Genomic DNA, 3,157 nt, shown 5'->3' with positions numbered 1-3,157 from the left:
CCACCCCCGCAGACCGCCCCCTCGACACGACGTCGAGGGGGCGGTCGGTGCGTGGGCGCCGCTCAGGGCAGAACCGCCCACAGCAGAAACCGGTCAGCGCAGAGACGGGGCGGCGGATGCTGGGGGCATGAGCGAAGACACCCCCATCCCGCAGTTCGGCCCCGAAGCGCGGCGTGCGCTGTTCCACGACCGCATCCTCGTGCTCGACGGCGCCCTCGACGACGACAACGGCACGCTGCTGATGACGCAGCTCCTCACCCTCTCGGCCGAGGACCCCGTGGCCGACATCGCACTGTGGATCCACTCGCCCGGAGGCTCGGTTCCCTCGATGCTCGCGATCCGCGACCTCATGAGGCTCGTGCCGAACGACGTCTCGACGCTCGCCCTCGGCCTCGCCTGCAGTGCCGGGCAGTTCCTGCTCTCCGCGGGCACGAAGGGCAAGCGCAGAGCCCTGCCGCACGCGCGCATCCTCATGCACCAGGGGTCGGCGGGCATCGGCGGATCGGCGGTCGAGATCGAGACCCAGGCCGACGACCTCCGCCACATGCGCGACACCGTGCTCGGGCTCATCGCCGGCGACACCGGTCAGTCCCTGGAGCGCATCTTCGAGGACTCTCTCCACGACCGCTGGTACACGGCGGAGCAGGCGCGCGACTACGGCTTCATCGACGAGATCGTCGGCTCGTTCGCCGAGATCATGCCCCGCAGACGCGCCCGCGTCGGGCTGGGGGCGGACGCATGAGCAGCTACACGATCCCGAACGTGATCGCGCAGCATCCGCGGGGCGAGCGCGTCATGGACGTCTATTCGCACCTCCTCGCCGAACGTGTGATCTACCTCGGCACCGGCATCGACGCCGGGGTCGCGAACGCCCTCATCGCGCAGCTGCTGCACCTCGACGCCGACAGCCCCGAGAGCGGCATCCAGTTCTACATCAACAGCGAGGGCGGCGATCCAGGGGCCGCTCTCGCGATCTACGACACCATGCAGCACATCCGTCCGACGATCGCGACGACGTGCGTCGGCCAGGCGATCGGCCCCGCGGCGCTGCTCGTCGCATCGGGAGCACCGGGTCAGCGGTCCGCCCTCGCCCACGCGCGCATCGTGCTGCATCAGCCCGCCGGGCAGTCGCGCGGCGCGATCCCCGACCTGATCCTCGCGGCCGACGAGGTGGTGCGGGTGCGCGCGGACATGGAGGAGATCCTCGCCAGGCACAGCGGCCGCACGGTCGCCGAGCTGCGGGCCGACACCGACAGGGACCGCGTGTTCGCGGCATCCGCTGCCAGGGACTACGGCCTCATCGACACCGTGCTGGGGGAGCGGGGCTGACCCCGGACGCCGTGCGGGGCGCCGGTGCGATAAGGAACGTGTCGGATGCGCGGTCGCGGTTCCCGCGATGCCCTGACGTTCTGTCGGCCCCGAACCTGCTCTGTCGGCGCGCCTGCACGCACCGCGCCGACAGAACGGCACCTGCGCCGACAGAGTGTCGGGCCGTGGGGCCGTGGGGGGAGACACAGGCGACGGATGCCGGATTCGCGCCGACAGAACGGCACCCGCGCCGACAGAGTCTCGGGCCGTCGGGCCGTGGAGGGCGAGGCGACGGATGCCGGATTCGCGCCGACAGAACGGCACCCGCGCCGACAGAGTCTCGGGCCGTGGGGGGCGACACAGGCGACGGATGCCGGATTCGCGCCGACAGAGCGGCACCCCGCGCCGACAGAGTGTCGGGCCGTGAGGGCGACACGGGCGACGGATGCCGGATTCGCGCCGCTCCTCAGGCGGCGATGGCGAACGCGCCCCGCGCGGACGAGACGGCGGATGCGGTTGCCGGCTCCGACCGCAGCTCGTCGGCGACGGCGCTGGTGAGCTCGATCAGGGACGTGTCGAGGGCGCCGGCGATCGCGGCGATCATCTCGCTCGACGGCTCCTTGAGTCCGCGCTCGACCTCCGAGAGGTACTGGGGTGAGACGCCCGCCTTCTCTGCGGTCTCGGTGAGGGTCTCGTCGCGGTCGTGGCGTCGGCGGCGCAGCTGGTCGCCCAGCAGCTGCCGCCACAGCGGCTCGGGCTCGGAGGGGCGACGCGGTGCACGGGGGAAGGGGACGAGTGCGGCCATGCCTCACGGTACGTCGGGCCGTGGCGCGGCATCCATCGATTCTGCTCTGAGCAGAACGATCAGGACTGCTCTCACGCGGAGGCGCGTCAGGCCTCCGTGGTGAGGCGGACGGATGCCGCGGCATCCGTCGCCGCCCAGCTCGCCAGCAGCCCCAGCTTCTCGGCCGACGCCGAGCCGGGCTCCGCGGTGTACGCCGACAGTTGGAGTCCGGGGTCGGCGGGAAGCTCGAACGCCTCGTAGGTGAGCTCCATCTCGCCGACGACCGGGTGGTTGATGCGCTTGCGGCCCGTGCGATGGAAACGCACGTCGTGCGCCGCCCACAGGGTGCGGAACCGGTCGCTGCGCGTCGACAGCTCTCCGACGAGATCGGTGAGCTTCTTGTCGAAGGGGTTGCGGCCGGCCTCGCCGCGCATCGCGGCGACGAGCTCCTGCGTGTTGCGCTCCCACTCGGGGTAGAACTCCTGAGCTGCAGGGTTGAGGAACGCGAAGCGCGCGCTGTTGGGCCGCGGCTCCGCGAACACGGGGGCGTACAGCGCCCGGCCGAGCGCGTTCGCCGCGCGGTAGTCGAAGTGATTGTCGCGCACGATCGCCGGCGCCTCGGTCATCGCGTCGAGCAGACGCAGGATGCTGGGCCGCAGCTGTCCAGGCTTGGTGCGGGGCGAGCGCGGAACGGGGCCGGCGTTGGCGGAGCGAGCGAGGTCGAACAGGTGCGCGGTCTCGGCCTCGTCGAGCTGGAGCGCGCGGGCGAGGGCGTCGAGCACGCTCTCGGACGCCCCGGACAGGTCTCCGCGCTCGAGGCGGGTGTAGTAGTCGACGCTGACGCCCGCCAGCAGCGACACCTCCTCGCGCCGGAGCCCCGGCACGCGCCGGTTGCCCCCGTACACGGGGAGTCCGGCCTGGTCAGGGGTGATGCGGGCGCGCCTCGACGAGAGGAACTCGCGCACCTCGCTGCGGGTGTCCATGCCTTCGACCGTACGCCCTGTCGGCCCCACGAGACAGGTACTGACGGTACCTCGCACGGCGGGCGCGGTTCGCACGTTCGGG

At 71.9% G+C, this 3,157-nt stretch carries 4 protein-coding genes; 2 read left to right on the top strand and 2 right to left on the bottom strand.

The features are described from left to right. The first annotated feature begins 127 nt into the window (after positions 1–127). Both CQ047_RS18615 and CQ047_RS18610 read left to right on the top strand, forming a co-directional pair. Positions 128–742: a ClpP family protease gene (locus CQ047_RS18615; RefSeq protein WP_105677537.1), complete on the top strand. Its 615-nt coding sequence runs from the start codon at positions 128–130 to the stop codon at positions 740–742. After that, positions 739–1,329 (top strand): ClpP family protease, encoded by a 591-nt coding sequence (locus CQ047_RS18610; RefSeq protein WP_105677536.1) that lies wholly within the window; start codon positions 739–741, stop codon positions 1,327–1,329. Before CQ047_RS18615 ends, CQ047_RS18610 begins: the two co-directional genes overlap by 4 nt. A 445-nt stretch (positions 1,330–1,774) precedes the next feature. Here CQ047_RS18610 and CQ047_RS18605 read toward each other — a convergent pair whose 3' ends face one another. Both CQ047_RS18605 and CQ047_RS18600 read right to left on the bottom strand, forming a co-directional pair. Next, positions 1,775–2,113, bottom strand: a complete 339-nt coding sequence (locus tag CQ047_RS18605; protein ID WP_105677535.1) for a helix-turn-helix domain-containing protein — start codon at positions 2,111–2,113, stop codon at positions 1,775–1,777. 86 nt (positions 2,114–2,199) lie between these two features. Further along, on the bottom strand, positions 2,200–3,075 hold the full coding sequence (locus CQ047_RS18600) for a helix-turn-helix transcriptional regulator (RefSeq protein ID WP_105677533.1): 876 nt from the start codon (positions 3,073–3,075) through the stop codon (positions 2,200–2,202). Positions 3,076–3,157 lie beyond the last annotated feature (82 nt).

The organism is Microbacterium sp. MYb72 (genome assembly GCF_002979415.1).
Taxonomy (GTDB): domain Bacteria; phylum Actinomycetota; class Actinomycetes; order Actinomycetales; family Microbacteriaceae; genus Microbacterium; species Microbacterium natoriense.
The sequence above is the reverse complement of the archived record's forward strand: the minus strand, read 5'-3'. Positions and strand labels throughout refer to the sequence as shown.